Source organism: Umezawaea sp., from assembly GCF_057122925.1.
In genome coordinates this window covers 55,933-77,123 of record NZ_DBNGPQ010000122.1, presented here as the reverse complement: position 1 = coordinate 77,123, position 21,191 = coordinate 55,933, and the positions used below count along the sequence as shown (strand labels likewise).

Annotated in this window: 19 protein-coding genes; 2 read left to right on the top strand and 17 right to left on the bottom strand. The window is 74.2% G+C overall.

Annotation, left to right across the window (positions count from 1 at the left end; translation table 11 throughout):
• Positions 1–62: 62 nt before the first annotated feature.
• The 4 genes from AC156L_RS27505 to AC156L_RS27490 all read right to left on the bottom strand — a co-directional run bounded on the left by AC156L_RS27505 (position 63) and on the right by AC156L_RS27490 (position 4,624).
• On the bottom strand, positions 63–2,270 hold the full coding sequence (locus AC156L_RS27505; protein ID WP_330875282.1) for a xanthine dehydrogenase family protein molybdopterin-binding subunit: 2,208 nt from the start codon (positions 2,268–2,270) through the stop codon (positions 63–65).
• The gene (locus AC156L_RS27500) at positions 2,267–3,247 is read right to left on the bottom strand and encodes an FAD binding domain-containing protein (RefSeq protein ID WP_330875281.1); all 981 of its coding nucleotides are present in this window, start codon (positions 3,245–3,247) and stop codon (positions 2,267–2,269) included. The genes AC156L_RS27505 and AC156L_RS27500 overlap by 4 nt, the downstream gene beginning before the upstream one ends.
• On the bottom strand, positions 3,248–3,838 hold the full coding sequence (locus AC156L_RS27495) for a (2Fe-2S)-binding protein (protein ID WP_330875280.1): 591 nt from the start codon (positions 3,836–3,838) through the stop codon (positions 3,248–3,250).
• A gap of 93 nt (positions 3,839–3,931) precedes the next feature.
• A complete protein-coding gene (locus AC156L_RS27490; RefSeq protein WP_330875279.1) occupies positions 3,932–4,624 on the bottom strand; it encodes a TetR/AcrR family transcriptional regulator in 693 nt (230 codons plus the stop codon).
• Positions 4,625–4,768: 144 nt separating this feature from the next.
• Between AC156L_RS27490 and AC156L_RS27485 the strand changes: the two genes are divergently transcribed.
• The gene (locus tag AC156L_RS27485) at positions 4,769–5,335 is read left to right on the top strand and encodes a hypothetical protein (protein ID WP_330875278.1); all 567 of its coding nucleotides are present in this window, start codon (positions 4,769–4,771) and stop codon (positions 5,333–5,335) included.
• 95 nt (positions 5,336–5,430) lie between these two features.
• Here AC156L_RS27485 and AC156L_RS27480 read toward each other — a convergent pair whose 3' ends face one another.
• From AC156L_RS27480 to AC156L_RS27450, 7 genes are all read right to left on the bottom strand, one after another.
• A complete protein-coding gene (locus tag AC156L_RS27480; RefSeq protein ID WP_330875277.1) occupies positions 5,431–6,627 on the bottom strand; it encodes a VWA domain-containing protein in 1,197 nt (398 codons plus the stop codon).
• Between the two features lie 17 nt (positions 6,628–6,644).
• Positions 6,645–8,387: a vWA domain-containing protein gene (locus AC156L_RS27475; protein WP_330875276.1), complete on the bottom strand. Its 1,743-nt coding sequence runs from the start codon at positions 8,385–8,387 to the stop codon at positions 6,645–6,647.
• Between the two features lie 174 nt (positions 8,388–8,561).
• Positions 8,562–9,989, bottom strand: a complete 1,428-nt coding sequence (locus tag AC156L_RS27470) for a PepSY-associated TM helix domain-containing protein (RefSeq protein WP_330875275.1) — start codon at positions 9,987–9,989, stop codon at positions 8,562–8,564.
• Between the two features lie 107 nt (positions 9,990–10,096).
• Complete coding sequence (locus AC156L_RS27465) at positions 10,097–10,894, bottom strand: ABC transporter ATP-binding protein (protein ID WP_330875274.1); 798 nt, start codon at positions 10,892–10,894, stop codon at positions 10,097–10,099.
• On the bottom strand, positions 10,895–11,962 hold the full coding sequence (locus tag AC156L_RS27460) for a FecCD family ABC transporter permease (protein WP_330875273.1): 1,068 nt from the start codon (positions 11,960–11,962) through the stop codon (positions 10,895–10,897).
• 3 nt (positions 11,963–11,965) lie between these two features.
• Complete coding sequence (locus AC156L_RS27455) at positions 11,966–13,024, bottom strand: ABC transporter substrate-binding protein (RefSeq protein ID WP_484407378.1); 1,059 nt, start codon at positions 13,022–13,024, stop codon at positions 11,966–11,968.
• Between the two features lie 105 nt (positions 13,025–13,129).
• Positions 13,130–13,696, bottom strand: a complete 567-nt coding sequence (locus AC156L_RS27450; RefSeq protein ID WP_330875271.1) for a sigma-70 family RNA polymerase sigma factor — start codon at positions 13,694–13,696, stop codon at positions 13,130–13,132.
• Between the two features lie 64 nt (positions 13,697–13,760).
• Between AC156L_RS27450 and AC156L_RS27445 the strand changes: the two genes are divergently transcribed.
• Positions 13,761–14,513: a zf-HC2 domain-containing protein gene (locus AC156L_RS27445; RefSeq protein WP_330875270.1), complete on the top strand. Its 753-nt coding sequence runs from the start codon at positions 13,761–13,763 to the stop codon at positions 14,511–14,513.
• A gap of 127 nt (positions 14,514–14,640) precedes the next feature.
• Here the strand turns inward: AC156L_RS27445 and AC156L_RS27440 are convergent, their stop codons facing one another.
• The 6 genes from AC156L_RS27440 to AC156L_RS27415 form a co-directional block, all read right to left on the bottom strand.
• Entirely contained in the window at positions 14,641–15,219 is a 579-nt protein-coding gene (locus tag AC156L_RS27440; protein ID WP_330875312.1) for a sigma-70 family RNA polymerase sigma factor, read from the bottom strand.
• Between the two features lie 49 nt (positions 15,220–15,268).
• Entirely contained in the window at positions 15,269–16,015 is a 747-nt protein-coding gene (locus AC156L_RS27435) for a class I SAM-dependent methyltransferase (protein ID WP_330875269.1), read from the bottom strand.
• A gap of 675 nt (positions 16,016–16,690) precedes the next feature.
• Positions 16,691–17,374, bottom strand: a complete 684-nt coding sequence (locus AC156L_RS27430) for a response regulator transcription factor (protein WP_330875268.1) — start codon at positions 17,372–17,374, stop codon at positions 16,691–16,693.
• Positions 17,371–18,609: a sensor histidine kinase gene (locus tag AC156L_RS27425; protein ID WP_330875267.1), complete on the bottom strand. Its 1,239-nt coding sequence runs from the start codon at positions 18,607–18,609 to the stop codon at positions 17,371–17,373. The genes AC156L_RS27430 and AC156L_RS27425 overlap by 4 nt, the downstream gene beginning before the upstream one ends.
• A 121-nt stretch (positions 18,610–18,730) precedes the next feature.
• A complete protein-coding gene (locus AC156L_RS27420; RefSeq protein WP_330875266.1) occupies positions 18,731–19,783 on the bottom strand; it encodes a hemolysin family protein in 1,053 nt (350 codons plus the stop codon).
• Entirely contained in the window at positions 19,780–21,186 is a 1,407-nt protein-coding gene (locus tag AC156L_RS27415) for a hemolysin family protein (RefSeq protein ID WP_330875265.1), read from the bottom strand. Before AC156L_RS27415 ends, AC156L_RS27420 begins: the two co-directional genes overlap by 4 nt.
• Positions 21,187–21,191 lie beyond the last annotated feature (5 nt).

The window sequence follows — 21,191 nt, the reverse complement described above, 5'->3', positions numbered from 1 at the left end:
CGGCGATGCCATCACGGGACCGGAATAATCTCCTTTTGATAGAACTCGTTCTAGAGGATTCCTCAGTTCTGTTCGGACAGCGCGGCGATGACCTTGTCCTGGGTGATGGGCAGGTCGGTGATCCGGCGCCCGATGGCGTGGTGCACGGCGTTGCCGATGGCGGCGGTGACGCCGGTCATCGGGGTCTCGCCGAAGCCGCGGGCGCCGAGCGCGGGGCTGGCCGGGTCCGGCCGGTCGATGAAGCTCACGTCGACCTCCGGCACGTCGGCGTTGACCGGCACGAGGTAGCCGGACAGGTTCGGCGTGAGCACCCGGCCGAGGTGCGGGTCCACCAGGGTGTGCTCGGTGAGGGTGAACCCGATGCCCCAGACCGCCCCACCGATGGCCTGGCTGCGGACGGTCTGCCGGTTCAGGACCCGACCGGTGTCGAAGACCCCGACGACCCTGCGGACGCGCACCCGCCCCACCACCGGGTCGACGCGCACCTCGACGAACACCGCGCCCACCGAGTAGGCCAGCGGCACCGGGACCGGGTTGCTGGTGACCTCGACCGGCCTGCCGAGGCGGCGCAGCACGTCCCGGTAGGAGACCCGCCGCCGGGGCTGGTCGGCCACGAACAGGTACCCGTCGGCCGTGCTGACGCGCTCCGGCGGCACACCGTGCAGCGGCCCTCCCCCGTCGGCGACGGCGGCGGCGACCACCTGCTCGCGGGCCGCGGTGGCCGCCCTGACCACACCGCTGCCGACGCTCGGCACGGTGGCCGAGGCCGCCGAGGCGAACGCGGGAGGGAAGTCCGTGTCGCCCAGGAGGAACGTGACGTCGTGGGCGGGCAGGCCGAGCACCTCGGCCCCGACCTGGCCCATGACCGTGCGGGTGCCCGTGCCGATGTCCTGCGTGCCCGAGCGGATGGTCGCGGTGCCGTCGAGCGAGATCGTCACGGTGGCCCCGGAACCGGGACGCCCACCGGCCGTGTGCGCGGCCGTGGCCATGCCGAGGCCGACCAGTTCGGCACCGTCGCGGGTGGACCCCGGCCGGGGGTCGCGGCGCGACCAGCCGAACCGGCGCGCGCCCTCCTCGTAGCACTCGCGCAGGTGGTTGCTGCCGTGCCGGACCCCGGTCTCCTGGTTGGTGTCCGAGAAGTTGCGCAGCCGCAGCTCCACCGGGTCCACGCCGAGCGCGTAGCTCAGCTCGTCCATCGCGGACTCCAGCGCGTGGGAGGTCGCCGCCTCCGGTGACCGCACGAAGCTGCCGGTGGCCAGGTCCAGGCGCACGGCGCGCTGGGTGGAGCGCACGTTCGGGCAGGCGTAGAGCATCCGGGTGGGCTCGGAGCTGTTGAACAGCGCCTCCTCCGTGCGCGACACCTGCTGCGTCACGACGTGCTCGACCGCGGTCAGCCCGCCGTCGCGGGTCGCCCCGAGGCGCAGCGCCTGCCGGGTCTCGGCGCGGTGGCCGTTGGAGGTGTAGGTGTCCGCGCGGGACAGGACGAGCTTGACGGGCCTGCCGACCTGCCGGGCGACCGCCGCGGCGAGCACGGTGTGCGGCCACACCGGTCCCTTGGCGCCGAACCCGCCGCCGACGTGGGGCGTGACGACCCGGACGTTCTCCCTCGGCAGGCCGAACGCCTGCACCAGCGCGTTCTGGGTGTTGGTGATGCCCTGCGTGGACTCGTGCACGGTCAGCCGGTCGCCGGTCCACTCGGCCACCGTCGCCGACGGCTCCAGGGCGTTGTGGTGCTGCAACGGGGTCGTGCACGCGGTCTCGACCACCACGTCCGCGGCGGCGAACCCGGCCGCGACGTCGCCGCGCTGGTAGTCGTTGGGGCCGTCGTTGCCCGGTGGTGGCACGTAGGCCTCGCCCATCGAGTCGGCGAGCACGACCCGCGGCGGTTCCGCCCGGTAGGTCACCCGGACCTGGGTCGCGGCGTGCCGCGCCTGCTCCAGGGTCTCCGCCACGACGACCGCCACGGGCTGGCCCGCGTGCCGGACCACGTCGTCCTGCACGGGCAGGAACCGCTTGAGGTAGGCCGCCGTCGGGCCGGGCACGGTGAGCCGGGGCATGGTCAGGTGGGTGACGACGCCGAGCACACCGGGAGCGGCCTGCGCCGCGGCGGTGTCCAGCGCGGTGACGCGACCGCGCGCGACGGTGCTCGTCACCAGGACGGCGTGGGTCACGCCCGGCACGTCGGCGTCGGCGGCGTACCGGGCGGCCCCGGTGACCTTGGCCATGCCGTCCACCCGCGTGAGGGGTCGACCGACCACGGACGGGCTCATCGGGTCCTCCTGAACCGTCGCAGGACGTCGGTGGTGGCGCGCTGGAGCAGCGGCACCTTGAAGGCGTTGTGCTCGCGCGGCACGGCGTCGCGCACCAGCGCGGTGACGGCGGCGCTGATCGCCGGGTCGTCCAGGCGCCTGCCGACGAGTTCCCGCTCCGCCTCGCGCGACCGCCACGGCCGCGGCGCGACCCCGCCGAACACCAGGCGCGCCTCGCGCACCACGTCGCCGCTCAGCAGCACGGCGGCGGCCACGGAGACCACGGCGAACTCGAACGTCGCCCGGTCGCGGACCTTCAGGTACCGCGAACTCCGGGCCAGCTCCGTCACGGGCACGTCCACGCCGGTGATCAGCTCACCCGGCCGCAGGGTGGACTCCACGTGCGGGGTGTCGCCCGGCGGCGGGTAGAACTCCGCCACGGGGATCTCGCGGGGGCCGTCGGCGCCGACGACGCGCACCGTGGCCTCCAGGGCGGTGAGGGCCACGGCCAGGTCGGACGGGTGGACCGCGATGCAGTGGTCGCTGCCGCCGAGGACGGCGTGCCACCGGTTCACCCCGTCCAGCGCGGCGCACCCGCTGCCGGGGTCCCGCTTGTTGCACGGCATGGCGGGGTCGCGGAAGTACCAGCACCGCGTGCGCTGGAGGAGGTTCCCGCCCAGGGAGGCCATGTTGCGCACCTGGGGCGACGCGCTCGCCAGCAGCGCCTGCGCCAGCGCGGGCAGCCTGCGGACGACCTCGCCGTGCGCGGCGACGTCGCTCATCCGGCTCAGGGAGCCGAGGCGGACGAGCGTGTCGGAGACCCGCACGTCGGTCAGCGGCAGGGAGTTGATGTCGACCAGGCGGTCGTGCCGCTGCACGCCGTCCTTCATGAGGTTGAGCAGGTCGGTGCCGCCCGCGACGTAGCGCGAGCCGGGCGCGGTGCCGAGGGCGACGGCGTCCTCGGTCCGGTCGGGGCGTGAGTAGGCGAACGAGTCCATTCAGGTCATCTCCTCCGCGGCGTCGCGAACGGCCGCCACGATGTTGGGGTAGCAGCCGCAGCGGCACAGGTTGCCGCTCATCCAGTCCCGGATCTCGTCGTCGGACCCGGTGTGCCCCTCCGCGACGCACGCGACGGCCGACATGATCTGGCCCGGTGTGCAGAAGCCGCACTGGAACGCGTCGCGGCGGAGGAAGGCGGCCTGCACGGGGTGCGGTTCGCCGTCCGCGAGGCCCTCGACGGTGGTGATCTCGCGGTCCTGCTGCATGACGGCGAGCGTCAGGCAGGACTTGATCCGCCGCCCGTCGGCGAGCACGGTGCACGCGCCGCACTCGCCGCGGTCGCAGCCCTTCTTGGTGCCGGTCAGCCCCAGGCGCTCGCGCAGGGCGTCGAGCAGCGTCACCCGCGGTTCGAGGACCTGCTCGTGGGTCGTCCCGTTGACGCGCAGGGAGATCCGGACGGTGCCGTCGGCCGCGGCGAGCGCGGCCCGCGGCCACGCGGGCAGCGAGGTGGTCGCCGTGGCCGCGGCACCGGCCTTGAGCACGGTGCGCCTGGTGGGGGTGAAGGCGGGCGGTGGCTCGTCCTCGGACATCGGGACGCCTCCTTCTGTTATCGATGGCAACGCTCGAAAGCTACCAAAGATAACGTAACGACGGCAACGTCCAAATGCTATCGATGCAAACAGCTAGGAGGAGGCGATCCTGTTCAGCCACTCCTCCAGCAGGACGCGCTCGGGAGCGCTCAGCGCGGTCAGGGTGGGCACGACGGCGCGCAGCGCGACGGCCGTGGTGACCGGGTCGACGCCGGACCGGTCGGGGGCGACGCCCTCGGTGGTGACCGCGGCGATCGTCGACTCGCGGGCGAGCAGCGACAGCGCCGGGTCGCGCTCGGCCTCGGGGAGCGAGATGAGGGTGAACGTCATGCCGCACCCGGCCGCGTGCACCAGGTGGGCGGCGCGCTCCTCGGTGACCCGCAGCCGACCCGCCTCGGCGACGCGCCTGATCTTCCCGGCGAGCACGGCGGACGCCTGCCGCGCGGCGGGAGACTCGACGCCGGGCCGGGCGTCGCCGTAGATCAGCGAGTAGAGCGCGGGGTTGCGCACGCCGAAGTCCACGTGCAGGTCCCAGCCGTGCCGCAGGTCCTCCACGGGGTCGTCTGTCTCGACGAGGGAGGTCTTGCTCCGCAGGTAGACCTCGAACCCGTGGCTCGCGACCGCGTCCAGCAGCCCCTGCTTGTCGCCGAAGATCCGGTAGAGGGTGGGCGACTGCACCCCGGACGCGGTGCACACCGCGCGCGTCGACAGCGCCTCGCGGCCCCCTTCGGCCAGCAGGTCGGAGGCGGCTCCGATGATCCGCTCGCGCGTCAGGTCTCTCTTCATGGTGGCGACGGTAACAGGATGCCGTTACCGCTTCGCCGTTGTCCTGGAACGCCCGGCGCGATGAACGCGACGATGCCGATTCGATGAACGCGGCCGTCGATGCTTGCCCCGGCAACACAGCCACCCTTCTCGAAGAGGAGAGACATGCGTCAATCGCTCAGGCGCGCCGGGCTGCTCAGCACGGCCTTCCTGCTCGCGCTGACGGGAATGGTGTTCGTGAACGGCACGGCGTCGGCGACGAAGTCGAGGCAGACGTTGGACGCCGCGTCGATCACCCAGGCCTGCGACAACTCGGTCTGCGCCAAGGACGCGCAGTCCGTGCCCGCCCGCCAGCCCGTCGACACGTACTGCTCCCACCCCGACGGCGGCTTCAACCTCACCTACACCAACCCCACCTTCGGTCGCGGCGGCTACGTCCCCGCCGCGAACTTCACCGGCGACACCGAGAACCGCGAGCGGTGCGGCGCCCTCTCCGGTTCCTTCGCGCGGACGAAGATCCGGACCAACCTGTGGTCCTGCTCCGGGGACGGCTGCGTGAACTTCGGCGGCGACCTCCGGGTCGGCGAACAGCTCAGGGCCTTCTGCCACCTCCCGCCGAACCAACCCAACTCGTTGCTCGTCTTCGTGCCGCGCAACACGTTCGCGGGCTTCGTCCGGATCTCAGCCCTCGACATCAACCCCACCGTGCCGAGTTGCAACCAGGGTTTCTGACCCGGCGCGCGAACAGCCGGGCCGTCATCCGACGGCCCGGCGTTCGGGCGGGACGGGACGACGGCGCGCACCGCTCCCCCGCACGCCCGTGACGGTCACCCTCCCGGCGGGCGCAGCGCGGCCAACGCCTCGTTCACCACGTCGACCTGCGCGTTGTAGTCGTCGGCCACCTCCCTGAACGTCCGGAGCCGCTCGTCGAGCGCGGCACCCGACCGCGCCGCGGCCAGCAGCTCCACCGCCGCGGCGACGACCCGTCCCTGGCGGTCGCGGAGGTCGACGGCCCGTGCGTGCAGGTCGACCGCGGCGGACGTCGTGGCCCGGCTGCGCAACTCCTCGAACTCCGCCTCGGCCGTCACGGGCTCGACCCCGTCGAGGGTGCGGCCCGCCACGTCGAGACGTCCGTCCACGATGGCCTGGGCGGCGTCGTTGACCTTCGCGACGGCCGGGTTGAGCAGGTCGACCACCCGCTGCGCGGAACGGCGGCCGGGTTCGACGTTGGCGACCCAGTCCAGTGCCGCGTCCAGGTCGGCGGGCTTCTCGGCCAGCAGCGGCGGCGGGGCGTTCGCGGCCGTCGCGAGCGCGGTCAGCCGGTCGCGGTGCTCGGCGGGGAGCTGGTAGCCGACGAACCGGAACTCGATCGCGAGCCCGGCGGCGGCCACCCGGTCGCGCACCTCCCGCTCCACGAACCGCGCGTCGTCGTCGCAGGCGTCGACGCCGTGCCGGGTGACGACGATGATCCGGTTCACCTGCGTCGCGTCCAGCGACAGCGGGTCCGAGAAGTCGGCGGTCGCCTCCACGATGCCGCGCACGAGCGTGGCGCTCCCCGAGGCCGACAGGCCGCGCACCGCCTCGCCGATCTCCGCCCGGTTGTCCTCGCCGAACCCGACGAGCCGGGTCGTGTTGTCCTCCGCGCCGCACTCCCCGCCGAACCCGCGGAGCGCCATCGCGTCCTGGTCACCGGAGTTGCCCAGCGCCTTCGCCAGCGACGCCGTGCTGTCCGCGAGCCCGTCCGGGGTGTCCGACCCGGCGAGGTCCAGGAGGAACTCCGTCTTGTACGTCGGCGCGAACAGCGGGACCACCCAGGTCACCACGGCGAACGTCCCGGCGCCCACCAGCGCGACCACGACCAGGGTGATCACGGCCCTGGCCACCGACCGCGGCACCTGCACACCGAACCAGTTGATCGTCCCCACCACGGCGCCGTGCACGGTGCCCACCTGGAGGGACGTGGTCACGTGCTCGGCCGACAGGGTGTTGTGCGCCTCGGAGCGAGGGCTCTCCGGTTCCACCACGGGGTGTCTCCCGTCGGTCAGGGGGCGGGGAGGATCGCGACGGCGTTCGGCTCGACCACGATCGACCGCCCCTCCTCGGTCAGCGTCAGCTCGCCCGCGCCGCTGAACCCGGCGATCCCCGAGAAGGTCAGGGTGGCCCGCCAGCCTCCACCGACGTCCTCGACCAGGGGTTCCGCCTGCGCGGACCTGGTCCAGGCGCCGTTGGTGAACCGGTGGCCGGTGACAGCGGCGGGCCGCACGGCGTTCCACCACGACCCCGGCTGCACGGGCGGAGCCGGAGGGGCGACGAGCGTCACGGCGACGGCGTCGCCGTCCGGCAGGAACCGCAGACCCGCGACGGCCCCAGGGTTCGTGGTCGCCCGCCAGTCGAGGTCCTCGCCCGTGACGACGGTCCCCTTCGCCGTGTCGACCAGCGTGAGCCCGTCCGTGACGCAGGCGAACCGCGTCCCGTCCTCGTTCACCGCCAGCGGGGACGGCCGGGGATCACCGTCCACCTGGAACGCCCGCGTGGCCGTCAGGTCCTCGTGCACGCGGTAGGCGGTGTCGGTGGAACCCGCTGCGCCCCCGTTGTCCACCGCGTGCACGGCGTAGCCCCGCCCGCTGCGGCTGGTGACGAGGGAGCTGGTCACGAACCCCTCCAAGGCACCCCGGGGTCGCGGGGGAAGGCCGGGGATCTCCACGGGCGTCGGCGGGCCGCCGGTGTCCGGGTAGAGCACCCAGCCGGTGCCCGACGCCTCGGTCCCGATCAGGCGGGACCCGGCGAACGCGACACCGCAGCCCACGCAGGTCCAGGTGTGCCGGGTGCCGGTCTCGACGTCGTGGAGCACGACGGTCCGCCCCGCGTCCCCGCTGAGGCGGAGCCAGGCCAGCCGCTTCCCGTCCGCCGACCACACCGGCTCCCCCACTCCGGGGGAGTTCTCCGAGACCTGGTCCAGCACCACCGACTCGGCCTCGGGACCGGTGCGCAGCCGGACGCCGGTCGCGGTCGCGTAGGCGAACGGCCGGAACGGTGGTGGCGGTGGAACGGACGAGGTGGACGTGGTGGGCTCGGGGACGCCGACCTTGGCCGCGTCCGACGACACCGGCACCGCCAACCGCGTCAGCGTCCCACCGAGGTCCTCCGCCGTCTCCACGAACTCCGGCTCGGCCGACCCGGTGGCGACCGCCAGCTTCGCCAGCGGCTCGCGCTGGTCGGCGGGAACGCGGTAGCCGACGAGCCGGACGTCCAGGTGCGTCCCGGACGCGGCGACCCGGTCCTCGACCGCCTTCAACCCGGCGGCCTGGTCCTCGGCGCAGGCGTCGGAACCGTGGGTCGAGACGACGACCACCCGGTTGCCCAGCCGACCGGGGAACGGGTACCAGCCGGAGAAGTCGTCGACGGCGGCGAGGATCCCGCTGAACAGCGTCGCGTCGCCGACCGGTCTGAGCTTGCCCGCCGCCTCGCCGATCTCGCGCCCGTTGCCGGTGGCGGTGCCGACGGGTAGCCAGGTGTTCGCCGGATCGCCGCAGGCGCCGCCGAACGCGCGCAGGGCGAGGGCGTCGTCGTCACCCGCGTTGCGCGCGGCCGACCCGACCGCGCCGGCGACCGGTGCCAGATCGCCCTCCGCGGAGGACGAGTCGACCAGGAACGTGGTGCGGTGGTCCGGGATGGACCGCAGGACCACCACGACGACGGCCCCCACCAGCACGACGGCGGCGAGGACCGCGACGAGCCGGAACCGTGACCTCGTGGCGCGGTTCGACGAGGTGGGTGTGGACATCCGCGACCTCCGCGCACGTGACCGTCGTGGGCGGCAGGGCGCCTTCCGCTTGACTGGAAGGCAGTCTGCACCCGTTGCGCGCGAGGGGTTCCGCATTTCTGCGCCCGGACGCCGACGACACCCGATCGCCCCGGTCGATCGCCGGACGATCGACCGGGGTGTCGTCCGGAGTGGTCAGCCGACCCCGGCCCGCCGACGGGAGCGGACGAACCCGATCACCCCGTCGAGGACCAGGAACGCGACCAGGCTGAGGCCCAGCAACGGGATCGCCCAGCCGACCAGGATCAGCACCAGCGGCGCGGGGACGACGAACCACAGCGGGAGCCGCTGCCACGTCCCCCGCTTCGGCGCGGTGCCGAGCGGTGCCCGGCGGTCGGCGCGGGTGGGTCGGCGCTGCCACCACATCCGGTAGCCGAGGACGACCACCGTGAGGATCGCCGCGGCCAGCAGGAACAGCACGGCCTGGTTGGCCGCGCCGAACAGCACGCCCATGTGCGCCTGGATGCCGAGCGACGACAGCTTCGCCAGGAACGGGCGGTCGGCCCAGTCGGAGCGGGCGGTCACCGCGGAGCCGTCGGCGTCGACCGCGACCTTGTCCAGCCGGACCGGCCAGGTGTTGTCGGTCTGCGCCGCCGTCCACGCGGTGCCCGCGGCGGCGGGGACGGTGAGTTCCAGCGGGCCGTCGAGGCCCGCGCCGCGCGCGGTGCCGAGCACCCGGTCGAAGGCCGCCGCGTCCACCGGTGCGGTGCCCTCCTGGCCGCCGCCGTGCTCCGAGTGCTCACCGGACCCGCTGGTGCCGCCCGCGGCACCGGGGAGCGCGGTGTCGAGCACGGGTGCCTTGGCGTCGAGCGCCGTGAGCGCCGCGCTGAAGTTCTCGCCGGCGTAGGTCGACCAGGTCAACCCGGTGGCGGACAGGAACAGCGCGCCGACCAGTGCCCACACGCCGATGCTCGCGTGCCACGACCGGGTCTTCCGCACGCCCTTCGCGCCCGATTCCGGCACCAGCAGGGCGCGGACGCGGCGCCGCGCGGTGCGGCGCCTGCCGATCCACAGCACCAGCCCCACCAGGGACAGCACCCACAGCCAGCTCGCCGCCAGCTCCGAGTACAGCGTGCCCGGCACGCCGAGGTTCAGGTTGCTGTGCAGGTTGTCCAGCCAGGTGGTGGCGGGCGTGGAGCCGAACCAGGTGGTCAGCTGCCCCTGCGACCGGGCGGTGTAGGGGTTGACGTAGACGGTCGTGCTGTACTCCTCGGGCAGGCCGGGCTCCGCGAGCACCACCCGCGTCGTGGCCTCCGGGTCGTCCGCGACCAGCACGCCGGTCACCGTCCCGTCCGGCACGGCGGCCCGCGCCGCCTCCACCTGCTCGGCGAGCGGACGCGGGGCGCCCCCGACCGGGGACGCCACCAGGACGTCGCCGTAGAGGACGTCGTCGACCTGCGGCGCGAGCGCGAACAGCATCCCGGAGGCGGCGGCGATCACGAGGAACGGACCGACCAGCACCCCCGCGTAGAAGTGCAGCCGACGCAGCAGCGGCGCCACCGCGAGCCGGGGCGGGCCGGACGTCTCGTCGGTTCTTTCGGCCTCAACGGCGGGAGCAGACATGCGACACCTCGTGCGGGGAGTGGGGACCTGACGCAGTAGTCGTCCGCGGGAGCCGTTCGGTTCCCGCGGACTTCGAGATCGTCGGGGCGGTCCCGGCCCCGGTGGGATCAGGTGGGCCGCGCCGCGACCGCGCTCGCCGGGGTGCGGTGGTCGAAGGCGATCAGCGGGTCACCGGTGAGCGGGTGGTCCACCACCGCCGCCCGCACGCCGAACACCGAGGCCATGAGGTCACCGGTCAGCACCTCGCGCGGCGTCCCGGAGGCCACGACCGCGCCGTCGTGCAGGACGTGCAGCCGGTCGCAGACCGAGGCCGCGGCGTTGAGGTCGTGCAGGGCGACGAACGTGGTGCGGCGGTGCTCGCGCAGCAGGGACAGCAGTTCGACCTGGTGCCGCACGTCGAGGTGGTTGGTGGGCTCGTCGAGCACCAGGACGTCGGGCTGCTGGGTGAACGCGCGCGCCAGCAGCACCCGCTGGCGCTCGCCGCCGGACAGCGTGGAGAACCCGCGCCCGGCGTCGGCGGCCATGCCGACCTGCTCCAGGGCGGTGGTGATGATCCGCCGGTCCTCCGGGTCGTCGCCCGCGAACGCGCGCTTGTAGGGCGTGCGGCCCATCGCGACGACCTCCCGGACGGACAGCTCGAAGTCCGTGCCGCGCTCCTGGGGCAGGGCGGCGACGTGCCGGGCGGCCTGCCGCGCGGTCAGCCCCAGCACGTCGGCGTCGTCGAGCAGCACCCGTCCCGAGGTCGGGCGCAGGTGCCGGTAGACGGTGCGCAGCACGGTGGACTTGCCGCTGCCGTTGGGCCCCACGAGCCCGACGACCTCGCCGTCGGCGGCGAACAGGTGGACGCCCGACACCACGCTGCGGCCGGACAGGGTGACGTGGAGGTCCTCGACGTCCAGGCGCATCTACTTCTCCAGCTTCCGGTCGAGCAGGTACAGCAGGGTCGGGGCGCCGATGAACGCGGTGACCACGCCTACGGGCAGTTCCTGCGTCTCCAGGGCCGTGCGGGCGACGACGTCGACCGCCACCAGCAGCACGGCCCCGAACAGGGCGGCCACGGGCAGCAGGCGGCGGTGGTCGCCGCCGACGACCAGGCGGCACACGTGCGGGACCATCAGCCCGACGAACCCGATCGCGCCCGAGACGGCCACGAGCACGCCGGTCAGCAGGCTGGTGGCGACGAACAGCTCCCTCCGCAGCCTGGACACGTCGATTCCCAGTCCCGCCGCGGTCTCGTCGCCCATCAGCAGGGCGTTGAGGCCGCGGGCGCGGGACTGGAGCAGCAGGCCGACGAGCACCACGGCGAGCGCGGGCACGGCGAGCAGGTCCCACCTCGCCCCGCCGAGGTTGCCCATCAGCCAGAACAGGACGCCCCTCGTCTGCTGCTCGTCGGCGGTCTGGAGGACCAGGTAGCTGGTGATGCCGGACAGGAACTGCCCGATGCCCACGCCCGCGAGGACCAGGCGCAGCGGGGAGAAGCCGCCGCCGCGGCGGGCCATCGTCCACACCAGGCTGAACGACAGGAGCGCGCCGACGAACGCGGCACCGGACAGGCCGAGCTCCGCCAGCCCTCCCGCGCTCGCGCCGAACACGATGGCCGCGACGGCGCCCAGGGAGGCGCCGGAGGAGATGCCCAGCAGGTACGGGTCGGCGAGGGGGTTGCGCACCAGCGCCTGCACCGCCGTGCCGACCAGCCCCAGTCCCGCGCCGACGACCGCGGCCAGCAGCGCGCGCGGGACGCGGAGCTGCCAGACGATGACGTCCGACGTCCCGGCCACGGGAGCGGCGCCGGTCAGCCCGCGCCACACCGCCGCCCACACGTCGCCGACCGGGATCGTGCTGGAGCCCAGCGACACGGCCACGCTGAGGAGCACCACGAGGGCCACGACCAGCACCGCCGAGACGAGACCGGCCCGTGCGGCCGAGGAGTCGCCGGTCCGGTCCCGCTCGCGGCGGGACGGCAGCACCACCACCCGTCAGCCCGCCTTGACCAGGTCGGGGTGCAGCGTCGCCGCGATCTCCCGGACGGTGTCGGCGTTGCGCACGCTCGCGATCGTGGTGCGCTCGGACGGGATCCGCAGGAACCGGTCCTCGCGGACGGCCTCGAGGCCCGCGGTGGCGGGGAACTCCTTGAGGAACCTGACCGCCTCGTCGAACCCGGCCTGGTTGGCCCGCGCGTCACCCCGGTTGCGCACGCCGAGCTGGATCCAGTCGGGGTTCCGGGCGACGACGTCCTCCCAGCCCACCGGCTTGAACCCGCCCGAGCAGTCGCCGTAGACGTTGCGCGCGCCCGCCAGGGTGATCACCGCGTTGGCGACCTGCTGGTTGCACGCCGCGACCGGCTGGCCGGGGGTCGCGCCCACGTCGAAGAAGTAGTAGGTGGGGCGCTCGCCCTCGGGCACGCCCGCGAGGGCGGCGCGGACCTCGCCGGTCGTGCGCTCCATGCCTGCGACGAGTTCCCCGGCCCTGGCCGAGGTGCCGGTCACCGCGCCCAGCCGCCTGATGTCCTCCTGGACCCCCGACAGGTCCGTGACCGCGCGGCCCGCGTCCGCCGGGCAGGCCGTGGACCGGAGGAACAGGTGCTTGACGCCGACGGCGGCGAACTCCTCCTCGGTGGGCGCGACGCCCGCGGCGCCACCCATCGCGCCCATGCCGCTGAACGTGTCGATGTACAGGTCGGCGCCGGAGCCGAGCAGCTTCTCCTTGGCGATCACCCGGTCCCCCAGCACGGGGACCTTCGCCGCCGCCTCGGCGAACTCCTCGGGCATGGTGCCCGCGGCGGGCGGGAACCCGGTGCCCAGCACCTTCTCCTGCGCGCCGAGCCAGAACAGCACCTCCAGGCTGGAGGCGTTGCTGGTCACGATCCTCGACGGCGCGGAGTCGAAGCTGATCCTCGCTCCCCGGCAGTTCTCCAGCTCCACCGGGAACCCCGCCCCGGCCGGGGCGGGCGGTGCGGCGGAGGGCGGGCCACCGCCGCACGCCGAGAGCAGGAACACCGAAGCGACGGCTGCACCGCGCAGCGCTCGACCGACCACGAACCGACTCCCGTCTCGTCCGGTCCTCACCGGACCGCTGATCGAGTAGTCGGATCGGTTCCGCGTTCGGTTCCCGCCGTCCGCGGTCCGGGGTGGACCTCGGGATCACACGACCCCGGAGTCCTCCTGGCCGCCCGCTCGCAGCAGGTCGTCGCGGGCCCGCGCGACGCGGGAGCGGACCGTCCCGATCGGACAGCCGCAGACCTCCGCCACCTCGACGTAGGACAGGCCGAACACCTGGGTCAGCACGAGGGCCTCGCGGCGCTCGGGCGTGAGGCCGTCGAGCAGCACGTTCAGGTCGACGACGTCCTCGAACCCGGTGCGGTTCCGCTCCCGGACGCGGGCGTCGGACACCTTCACGTAGTCGGCGGCCCACGCGATCGACGGCCTGGCCACCGCGGCCCGCACGTGGTCGACCACCGTGCGGCGGGCGATCGACAGCAGCCAGGTGCGGGCGGACGACCTGCCCTCGAAACCGGGGAGGCTGCGCAGGGCGCGGAGGTAGACCTCCTGCGTCAGGTCGTCGGCCTCCCGGACGCTCGCGAGGTGCGCCACGAGTCTCCACACGTCGCGCTGGGTGGTGCGGACGAACCGTTCGAGCGCCGCCCGATCGCCTGCTCCGGCGGCCAGCGCACTGGCCGTCACCGCGTCGTCGTCGCGTGTAGTGGACACGGTCGATGAGGTTAACCCAGAGCCGGGAGGGAACTTCTGCTCCGCTTGGAGCGACAATCTCCACGTGGACTGCGACATCTGCCGAGAAGCCCTGTCGGCGCGATCGGACGGCGAGGCCGAACCCGTGCCCGCCGGGGTGACCGACGCGCACCTGGAGTCCTGCGCCGCGTGCAGGCGGTGGCAGCAGGACGCGGCGGCGCTGACGCGCGGTCTGCGCCTGCGCCCGGCGGTCGACGTCCCGGACCTCGCCGCGCAGGTGCTGGCCGCCGCACCGCCCGTGCCGCCCGCCGCGCGGCCGACCCGCGGCTGGTACCCGCGCGCCGTGCTGGCGGGCGTGGCCGTCGCCCAGCTGACGCTCGGGTTGGCCCAGGTCTTCGGGGTGAACGCCGGGGACGCCCACGCAGGCCACGGGGCGGGGTCGACGCACCTGTTCAACGAGAGCACCGCGTGGAACCTCGCCCTCGGCCTGGGGATGCTGTGGACCGCCCTGCGCCCCAGCGCGAGCACCGGGCTGCTCCCGGTGATGGCCGGGTTCGTCGCGGTGCTCACGCCCTTCTCCGCGCACGACCTGGTCACGGGCACCGCGCCGCTGTCGCGGATCACCTCGCACGCGTTCCTGGTGCTGGGCCTGGTGGTGCTGCTGGTCGTGCACCGCACGGGCCGCACCCCGGAGGACGGCGCCCGCGCGACCGGCCCGGACGGCACACCCCTCCCCGTCGACGACGGGGGCGCGCAGGACGGCCCGGCGCGGCGGGTGCACGGCGGAAGTCCCCGGTGGCGACACCTGCGCCCGGTGAGCGGCAAGCACGCCGCCTGACGGCTCTGCCGCGTCGCCGCCCCGCCGAACCGTCACGTCGTCAGGCCGTCTCGGCGCCGGAGCGCCTCGGTGTGTCGCGGTCGGTGTGTCGTCGCCTCACCGGCGGTCGGCGGGGTGCCCCGCGGCGTCAGCCCGCCGACCGCTCCCGGCCCGACCGGTCGTCGTCGCGCAGCAGCGCCACCAGGTCCTCGCGGGCCCTGGCCACGCGCGACCGGATCGTCCCCACCGGGCAGTCGCACACCTCCGCGGCCTCGGCGTAGGACAGGCCGAGCGCCTGGGTGAGCACGAACGCCGCCCCGCGGTCGGGGTCGAGCGAGGACACGGCGTCGTGCAGCGCGACGCGGTCGGCGAAGCCCGGTCCCGCGTCCGGCTGCGCCAGTTCGGCCGCGGTCCGCCAGTCGTCGTGGCCGTCCACCCTGGGCCGGACCTTCACCGACCGGAGGTGGTCGGCCACCACCCGCCGCGCGATCGACAGCAGCCACGTCCTGGCCGACGACCTGGCCTGGAAGCGCGCGAGGCTCGGCAGCGCGCGCAGGAACGTCTCCTGCGCCAGGTCGTCGGCGAGTTGAGCGTCGCCCGCCAGGTGCGCGACGAAGCGCCAGACGTCGGCCTGGGTCGCGCGCACGAACCGCTCGGTCGCCGACCGGTCCCCGGAACGGGCCTCCAGCGCCAACCGGGTGATCTCGGCGTCGTCGTTCCGCAGCAGCCTCACGACGAGGACTACGGAACGGCCGGACCGGACGTTCAACCTCCCGTCAGCGCACCGCGACCACCACGTGGTCGTCACCGGACTGCCACACCACGCCCACCTCGGCGAACCCGGCCCGCCGCAGCGCCTCCACGTGCCAGCGCGCGCTCAGCCCGTTGCCGCGGCCGTCGTTCTCGGCTCGGGGTCGCTCGCCGGTGAACGCACCGCTCAGCTCGGGATCGGCGCGGACGGCGTCCCACCAGGCCGACCACTCCTCGTTCTCGACGACCCCCGCGCGCTCGGCCCGCCGGTGGCGGACGACCTCGGCCAGCTCCCGCAGCGCGGGCCGCTCGTCGTGGAGGTGGTCGCCGTTGACCAGCACACCGCCGGGCCGGATCGCCGCGGCGAGGTCGCGGTAGACGCCCTCCAGGCGTTCGGCCGCGATCCAGTGCAGCGCCGTGGTCGACACCGCCGCGTCCCACCCGGACCCGACACCGAGGGCCTCCACCCAGCCGGGCTCACCGAGTTCCGCCCGCACGTACTCGACCGGCGTCCGACCCGCGCGGGCCAGGGCCAGCAGGAACGGGTCCGCGTCGACCCCGACGACCCTCGCGGCGGGCACGCGGGCGTGCAGCCGCGTCGACAGCGAACCGGGCCCGCACCCGAGGTCCACGACCACCGGTGCCTCCACGGCGGCGCACACGTGCTCGACGACGTCGCCGATCACCCGGAACCGCTCCTCGCGGTCGGCGACGTAGCGCTCCTGCTGGCGGTCCCACCGCTCGACCCACCGCTCCGCGACCACCTGGTCCACCACGTTCGTCCTCCGCCGCTCGGCTCCCGATGTGACGAAGCTTACTGCCAAACACTGGCAACAGCGACCTGGACCGGGTCCCCGCCGAACGACCGGCCCGTCGCGCCGAGCCCTTCCCCTGGGCCCGCCGCCCCGGAGCCCAGGACCGTGCGGCCGGCGGCGGGGATGCGCCCGGTCGCGTCGGCCGCACGCGCCGCAGGCGGCTCGAACTGCGGGCGGTACCGCCGTTCCGCGTGCCGGCGCGGGCGTGCAGCTCCTCGACCAGCGGACGCGCGGCGCGCTCGGCGTGCACGGACAGGAACGCGTCCACCACCTCCGCGGGTGGCGGGCCGCGCCCGTCGCGGGGCTCCAGGGCGCGCACCGCCGCCGCGTCGTCCACCGACCAGGTGCCGGTGGACGGGTCCCACCGCGCGCCTGCCGGGTGCGCCGCCCTGGGCCCGGTGCCCCGGCGGGCAGCAGCCGCGCGGCCGCCTGGTGGGCCGCCGCGCCGGGCACCCCGCCCTCCAGGACGTGCGGCAGGTCCACCAGCGCCGCGCGCGGCGACACCGCCCGCCTGGCGTTCGCCCGCTCCTCGGCGGTCGCCGAACGCGGACCCCCGTCCGAACCACCCGCGACGGCCTCCTGCGTCCACTCCCAGGACGACGCTGCCGGACAGCACCGACGGTTCCGGGTCCGTCACAGGCCGGAGGTGTCGTCCTGCCCGATCAGGCCGTGGTGGTGGGCGAAGCGCACGGCGTGCACGCGGTCCCGCAGCCCGAGCTTCGCCAGCACGCGCGACACGTGGGTCTTGACGGTCTGACCGCCGACGTAGAGCTGGTCGCAGATCTCGGCGTTGGACAGGCCGGCCGCCATCAGCAGGAACACCTCGTGCTCGCGCGCGGTGAGCCGGTCCACCCCCGGTGCCGTGCTCCTGGGCCCGGCGGTGGGCGTCAGCACGTCGGCCAGCCGGGGGGCGAGGCGGCGGGTGATCGACGGGTCGATGTAGGTGTCGCCCCGCGCGGCGACGCGGATCGCGGTCACCAGTTCCTCGGGCGGCAGGCTCTTCAGCACGAAGCCGCTCACGCCCGACGCCAGCGCCTCGTGCACGTAGTCGTCGGCGTCGAACGTGGTGAGCAGCACGACCTTGAGGTCGCGGAACCCCGACGACATGAGTTCGCGGGCCGCCGCGAGCCCGTCGAGCTTGGGCATCCGCACGTCGAGGATCACCAGGTCGGGCCGCAGGTTCCGGGTCGCCTCGACGGCGCTGTAGCCGTCGCCGACGTCCGCGACGCAGCTCATGTCCGGCTGGGCGTCCAGCACGGCCCGCAGGCCGGAGCGGAACATCGCGTGGTCGTCGGCGATCACGATGCGCAGGGTCATGTTCCGCTTCCGATCGGCATCGTCACGCTGGTCTCCCAGAACTGCCCGTCCTCGACGAGGCCGGAGGTCGCGGAACCGCCGAGGCTCTCCGCGCGCTTCCCGATCCCCTCCAGCCCGCGAGCCGAACCCCGTTGCCCCACCAGGGAACCGCGCTCCGCGAGCACCGCCTCGGAGGCGACCCGGTTGCGGGCGGTGAGCACCACGTGGTCGCGGCCGTACTCCAGTTCCACCCGCACCGCCGTCCCGTCGCCGTGCCGCAGCGCGTTGGTCATCATCTCCTGCGCCACCCGGTACAGCGCGGTGTCGACGGCGCTCGGCACCGGGCGCGGGTCGTCGTAGACGGCGAAGGCCACCCGGAGACCGGAGTTCCGGACGCCGTCGAACAGCTCCTGGAGCTTGCCGAGGCCGGGCTGCGCGGAGTCGTCGCCCTCGTGCAGCAGGTCGAGCAGCCTGCGCAGGTCCACCATCGCCGCCCGGCTGGACGCCTCCACCGCCGTGAGCGACGTGGTCACCGGACCCGCGCCCGAGGCCGCGGAGTCCCGGTCGTCCAGGTTCAGCCTGGCCGCGGCGGCGTGGACGCCGATCGCGCTGACGTGGTGGGAGATGACGTCGTGCAGGTCGTTGGCGATGGCCTCGCGCTCCCTGGCCACCGCCCTGGCCACCTCGGCGCGCGCGTCGCGCAGCGCGTCCTCCCGCTGGCGGCGCAGCTCGTCGACGTGGGCCTTGCGCGCGGTGGTGTAGCGGCCGACCAGCCACGGCAGCACGGAGTTGGCGGTCACCAGGGTCAGCACGGCCAGGGGGTCCCTCGACCCGCTGATCCACAGCGACACCAGCACGCCGGTGCCCAGTGCGATCAGCGAGAGCCCGGCGGGCAGGTTCCGCAGCCAGGCGCCCGACCGGTAGGCGGACACCAGCAGCCCGGCGGTGGTCGCGCTGCGGCCCGGCAGGACGACCGCCAGCACCGGGACCAGGGCGCCCTGCGCGAGCGCGACCCAGCCCGAGTACCGGGGCGACGAGGCCAGGGCGGCGTCCGCGACGACGATCACGACCAGGAGCAGCGCCTCGAACGCCCCCACGCTCTCGGGTCCCCTGGTCAGGAAGCTCACCGCGTCGGTGAGCAGGCACACGGCCGCCACCAGGACCGACTGGCGCGTCAGGGACCGCGCCACGTCGCGGTCGCGCCCCGGTACCCGGCGGACCGGCGTCCCGACCGCCTCCGTCGCACTGCTGGTCATGGGAGCCATTGTGCTGGCCCCCCGGAACCGGGGGAGTCACACCCCAGGGGATGCGCCACCACGGGGGACGGAACCCGCGGTGTCCGGTGTGCACGGTCCACACCGGACACCGCGGTCGAGGTCAGCCCGCGGTGCCGCGCTCGCGGTCGGTCTCGTCGTCGAACTCCCCGATGAGCTGTTCGAGGAGGTCCTCCAGCGCGGCGATGCCCACCACGGTCCGCTCGCCGTCGGCGACCAGCGCCAGCTGCGACCTCGCGCCGCGCATCGCGGTGACCGCGCGGGCGACGGGCAGGTCGGCGGGCAGCGTCAGCGGTGTGGTCATCATCGTGCCCGCCGCCGGGTCGGCGCCGGTGGCCGTGGCGCGCACGACCTCGCGGATGTGCAGCAGGCCGACGAACGCGCCGTCGGGGTCCAGCACCGGGAACCGCGACCGACCGGTGTCGCGGCTGAGCCGCTCGACCTCGTGGGCGGTGGTGCCCTCGGTCACGGTCACGGTCCTGTCCCTCGGGATCATCACCTCGGCCAGGGTGGTGTTCTGGAGGTGCAGCATCCTGGTGAGCAGGCGCTGCTGGCCCTCGGGGATCGTGCCGTGCTCACCGGACTGGCGCAGCAGCATCAGCAGGTCGTTCGGCCGGTGCGCCTGGGCCAGTTCGTCCTGCGGCTGCACCTTGAGCAGCCGCAGCAGCGCGTTGGACGTGCCGTTGAGCGCGGACAGCAGCCAGCGCACCCCTCGGGCGAACCCGCGGAACGGCAGCGCCAGCAGCAGCGCCGAGCGCTCGGGGTGCGAGATCGCCCACGACTTCGGCGCCATCTCCCCGACGACCATGTGCAGGAACACCACCAGCACGAGGCTGAGCGCGAACGCGATCCCGTGCGCCACCACCGGGGGCAGCCCGGTCAGCAGGAACAGCGGGTCGAGCAGCGTCGCCACGGCGGGCTCGGCCAGCGCGCCGAGCCCCAGGGTGCACAGCGTGATGCCGAGCTGCGCGCCCGCGAGCATGAGCGACAGCTCCCGCACGCCCGCGACGGCCGCGCGGGCGGCCCGGCTGCCCTCGGCGGCCGACTGCTCCAGCCGGTGGCGCTTCGCGGAGATCAGCGCGAACTCCGCGGCGACGAAGAAGGCGTTGCCCACCAGCAGGGCGAACGACACGGCGAGCGACAACCCGATGCTCATCGGCCCAGCACCTCGTCATCCTCGGGCACGGTTCCCCGTTCCTCCTCGTCGTCCGGTGGGTCGGGCGGCGCGGGCCGGTCGCGCAGCACGACCGTGCTGGGCACGTTCCTGGCGACCGCCGCGACCCGCACCAGCACGTGCCGCCACGACGGCGGTTCGTCGTCGAGCGACGGCACGGGCACGGCGACCTCGATCTCGTCGCCCACGCGGGCGGTGCGGCCGAGTTCGCTCAGCACGAGGCCGGACACCGTGTCGTAGCCGTTGTCGGTCGGCAGCGAGACGCCGGTCGCGTCCTCGATCTCGTCGATGCGGAGCCTGCCGGGCACCGTCCACGAGCCGTCGGGCCGCTGTTCGACCACGTCGGCGATCAGGTCGTCCTCGTCGTGGATCTCCCCGACGAGTTCCTCCGCCAGGTCCTCCAGCGACACGACGCCCGCGAACCCGCCGAACTCGTCGACCACGCAGGCGGTCTGGCGGTGCTCGGCGCGCAGCCGCTCCAGCACGGCGGGCAGCGGCAGCGTCGAGGGCACGAGCACGGCGGGCGAGGCGATCCGCCCGATCGGCGTGTCGGCGCGCTTCTCGGGGTCGACGGTCAGGACCTCGGCGAGGCCGACCAGGCCGACCACGTCGTCGAGGTCCTCCCCCACGACGGGGAAGCGGGAGTGCCCGGTGTCGAGCAGCTCCACGATCCGCGACACGGGCTCGTCCGCCTTGACGGTGTGCACCGACACCCTCGGCGTCATGGCCTGCTCGGCCACCAGCTCGCGGAAGTCGAGGCCGCGGTCGAGCAGCCGGGACAGCTCGGGGTCGAGGTGGCCCTGGGCACCCGCCTCGTCGATGATCTGGTGCAGGTCCTCGGGCGTCGCGCCCTGCGGCAGCTCCTCCACCGGCTCGATGCCGACGGAGCGCAGCAGCTTGTTCGCGGCGGCGTCGAAGAACCGGATGACCGGTCCGGCGACCACGAGGTAGAGCAGGGTCGACGAGCTGAGGGCCCTGGCCAGCGCCTCGGGCTTGGCGATGGCGAGGTTCTTGGGCACGAGTTCGCCCAGCACCATCTGCACCACGGTGGCGAACACCAGCGCGACGGCCACGGACAGCGACAGCCTCGTGGCCTCCGACAGGCCGGTGAAGCCGAGCACGTCCGCCAGGCCGGAGCCGAGCAGGGGTTCGGCGACGAAGCCGACCAGCAGCGCGGTGACCGTGATGCCGAACTGGGCGCCGGAGAGCATGAACGACAGGCGCTGGGTCACCCGGTACGCGCGCTCCGCGGGCTTGTCGCCCTCCTCGGCCATCTGCCGCAGGCGGCCCCGGTCCACCGCCATGTAGGCGAACTCCTGGGCCACGAAGTACCCGGTCGCCGCGGTGAGCAGCACGATCGCGACCAGGCCCCAGAGAATCAACATGCCGC

Bases quoted from the DNA above. Each gene is read 5' to 3' on its own strand.
- AC156L_RS27505 (WP_330875282.1), bottom strand. From the start codon at position 2,270: ATGAGCCCGTCCGTGGTCGGTCGACCCCTCACGCGGGTGGACGGCATG.
- AC156L_RS27500 (WP_330875281.1), bottom strand. From the start codon at position 3,247: ATGGACTCGTTCGCCTACTCACGCCCCGACCGGACCGAGGACGCCGTC.
- AC156L_RS27495 (WP_330875280.1), bottom strand. From the start codon at position 3,838: ATGTCCGAGGACGAGCCACCGCCCGCCTTCACCCCCACCAGGCGCACC.
- AC156L_RS27490 (WP_330875279.1), bottom strand. From the start codon at position 4,624: ATGAAGAGAGACCTGACGCGCGAGCGGATCATCGGAGCCGCCTCCGAC.
- AC156L_RS27485 (WP_330875278.1), top strand. From the start codon at position 4,769: ATGCGTCAATCGCTCAGGCGCGCCGGGCTGCTCAGCACGGCCTTCCTG.
- AC156L_RS27475 (WP_330875276.1), bottom strand. From the start codon at position 8,387: ATGTCCACACCCACCTCGTCGAACCGCGCCACGAGGTCACGGTTCCGG.
- AC156L_RS27470 (WP_330875275.1), bottom strand. From the start codon at position 9,989: ATGTCTGCTCCCGCCGTTGAGGCCGAAAGAACCGACGAGACGTCCGGC.
- AC156L_RS27465 (WP_330875274.1), bottom strand. From the start codon at position 10,894: ATGCGCCTGGACGTCGAGGACCTCCACGTCACCCTGTCCGGCCGCAGC.
- AC156L_RS27430 (WP_330875268.1), bottom strand. From the start codon at position 17,374: ATGACCCTGCGCATCGTGATCGCCGACGACCACGCGATGTTCCGCTCC.
- AC156L_RS27425 (WP_330875267.1), bottom strand. From the start codon at position 18,609: ATGACCAGCAGTGCGACGGAGGCGGTCGGGACGCCGGTCCGCCGGGTA.
- AC156L_RS27420 (WP_330875266.1), bottom strand. From the start codon at position 19,783: ATGAGCATCGGGTTGTCGCTCGCCGTGTCGTTCGCCCTGCTGGTGGGC.
- AC156L_RS27415 (WP_330875265.1), bottom strand. From the start codon at position 21,186: ATGTTGATTCTCTGGGGCCTGGTCGCGATCGTGCTGCTCACCGCGGCG.